This window comes from Dietzia sp. E1 (assembly GCF_014145015.1).
In the GTDB taxonomy this organism is placed as follows: domain Bacteria; phylum Actinomycetota; class Actinomycetes; order Mycobacteriales; family Mycobacteriaceae; genus Dietzia; species Dietzia cinnamea_A.
Genome location: NZ_JAALDU010000384.1, coordinates 1 through 2118 on the forward strand (window position 1 = coordinate 1; position 2118 = coordinate 2118).

Here is a 2118-nt window from a genome sequence, read left to right on the forward strand (position 1 = left end):
GCCGACCCATGTGACGTGTGAGGCGCATGTGACTCAGCTTAGGCGATCGTGAGGCGGCGGCGGGCCGCTCGGCGAGAGTGCTCATGGCAGGAAAATCGCGACGGCCGGTGCCCGCGTTACCGGGACGGCGGCTCCGCGCGGGTGTCGGGGGGTGTCTCCGACGGCGCCTCGTCCGACGGCGTCTCCTCCGCCCCGTCCTCCGACGGCGCCGGGTCGACCTCCTTGTGGGCGAGCCGCACCGTCGCCACGACCATGACGATGAGCGTGGCGGCGAGGATCGCCAGCTCGGGTCCGTCGACCGCGAACCACTCGCCGAGGACCACCACGCCCAGCGCGAGCGAGACCACCGGCGTGGTGACGGTCGAGGCGGGGACGGCCTGGTGGACGGCGCCGACGGAGAACGACATCTGTTGCAGCGTCAGCGCGACGACGGCGGCCACGACGAGCCCGTACACCTCGCCGGTGGTGGCCACGAGCAGCGGCCCGCCCTCGTAGAACCGGTCGGCGACACCCTTGGTGAGGAGCGCGACGTAGGCGAACGCGGTGCCGCCGGCCACGCCCAGCAACAGGGCACGGTTGCCGTCGGCGCGGAGCGCGCGGGAGAGACGGAGGAGGACGACGACGACGAGGACGCCCGCCGCACAGGCCAGTGCCCACTGCCACCAGGGCGGATGTGCCTCCCCACCGGTGGGCCGGCCGTAGATCACCAGCACGACCACGCATCCCGCCAGGACGTGGCCCCAGAGCAGTTCGGTCTTGGTGACCCGCCGCCCGGTCACCCATGCGCCCAACGGGAGGGCGAAGGTGAGTGAGAGGACGGTGATCGTCTGGACCAGGATGAGCGAACCGTAGATCAGCGCCAGCCCCTGGAACACGAAGCCGGCGAGGCTGATGGCCATGCCGGTCCACCAGTACCTGCTGGTGAGGATGTGGAAATCGCCCTCGCGTCGGCCCCTCGCGCGGCGCGGTGAGCGGTGCCGCATCACGGTGCCGAAGGCCTGGCTGAGGGCGGAGGCGAGGGCGAGGAGTACTGCCGCCCAGGTTTCAGTCATCACTCATGAGTAAACACCTCCCGTAAAGTGGGTCTGCGTTAAGCCGATCAACACCGGAAGGGTGTGACCGCGTGGCACTCGTAGTGCAGAAGTACGGCGGCTCCTCCGTGGAGTCCGCAGAACGTATCCGTCGGGTGGCCGAACGGATCGTGGAGACCAGGAAGGCGGGCAACGACGTCGTGGTCGTCGCCTCGGCCATGGGCGACACGACCGACGAGCTGCTGGACCTGGCCGACCAGGTCTGTCCCTCGCCGCCGCAGCGCGAGATGGACATGCTGCTGACGTCGGGTGAGCGCATCTCCAACGCGCTGCTCGCGATGGCCATCAGCTCGTTCGGGATGGAGGCCTACTCGTTCACCGGGTCGCAGGCCGGCATCATCACCACCACCCGACACGGCAACAGCCGAATCATCGACATCACCCCGGGCCGTGTCCGCGAGGCGCTCGATCAGGGCAAGATCGCCCTCGTCGCGGGCTTCCAGGGTGTGTCGCGGGAGACCCGCGACGTCACCACCCTCGGCCGCGGCGGATCCGACACCACGGCGGTCGCGATGGCCGCGGCGCTGGGCGCGGACGTGTGCGAGATCTACTCGGACGTCGACGGCATCTACACGTCCGACCCGCGGATCGTGCCGAACGCCCGCAAGCTCGACACCATCTCGTACGAGGAGATGCTCGAGATGGCGGCGGTCGGCTCCAAGATCCTCAACCTGCGCAGCGTCGAGTTCGCCCGCCGCTACCACGTGCCGCTGCGCGTCCGCTCTTCGTATTCGACCAACCCGGGCACGCTCGTGGCCGGAAAAGTGGAGGACATCCCCGTGGAAGACGCAGTCCTGACCGGAGTCGCTCACGACGCCTCGGAGGCCAAGATCACGGTGGTCGGCATCCCCGACCAGCCGGGGTACGCGGCCAAGATCTTCCGCGTCGTCGCCGATGCCGAGATCAACATCGACATGGTCCTGCAGAACGTCTCCAAGGCGGAGGGCAAGACCGACATCACCTTCACGTGCCCGCGCGAGGTCGGCGCCAAGGCGGTCGAGGTGCTGTCCAAGGCCAAGGACGATCT

General features: G+C 69.0%; 2 protein-coding genes. One reads left to right on the forward strand and one right to left on the reverse strand.

Going from position 1 to position 2118, the window contains the following annotated elements:
* Nucleotides 1-116: 116 nt before the first annotated feature.
* The gene (locus G6030_RS12495) at nucleotides 117-1052 is read right to left on the reverse strand and encodes a DMT family transporter (protein WP_007632987.1); all 936 of its coding nucleotides are present in this window, start codon (nucleotides 1050-1052) and stop codon (nucleotides 117-119) included.
* A gap of 71 nt (nucleotides 1053-1123) precedes the next feature.
* Here G6030_RS12495 and G6030_RS12500 point away from each other — a divergent pair.
* Nucleotides 1124-2118: aspartate kinase (locus G6030_RS12500; protein ID WP_182643339.1), on the forward strand; the 995-nt coding region annotated here is incomplete at its 3' end.

Coding starts and splice junctions, on each gene's coding strand:
- G6030_RS12495 (WP_007632987.1), bottom strand. CDS start 1,052: ATGACTGAAACCTGGGCGGCAGTACTCCTCGCCCTCGCCTCCGCCCTC.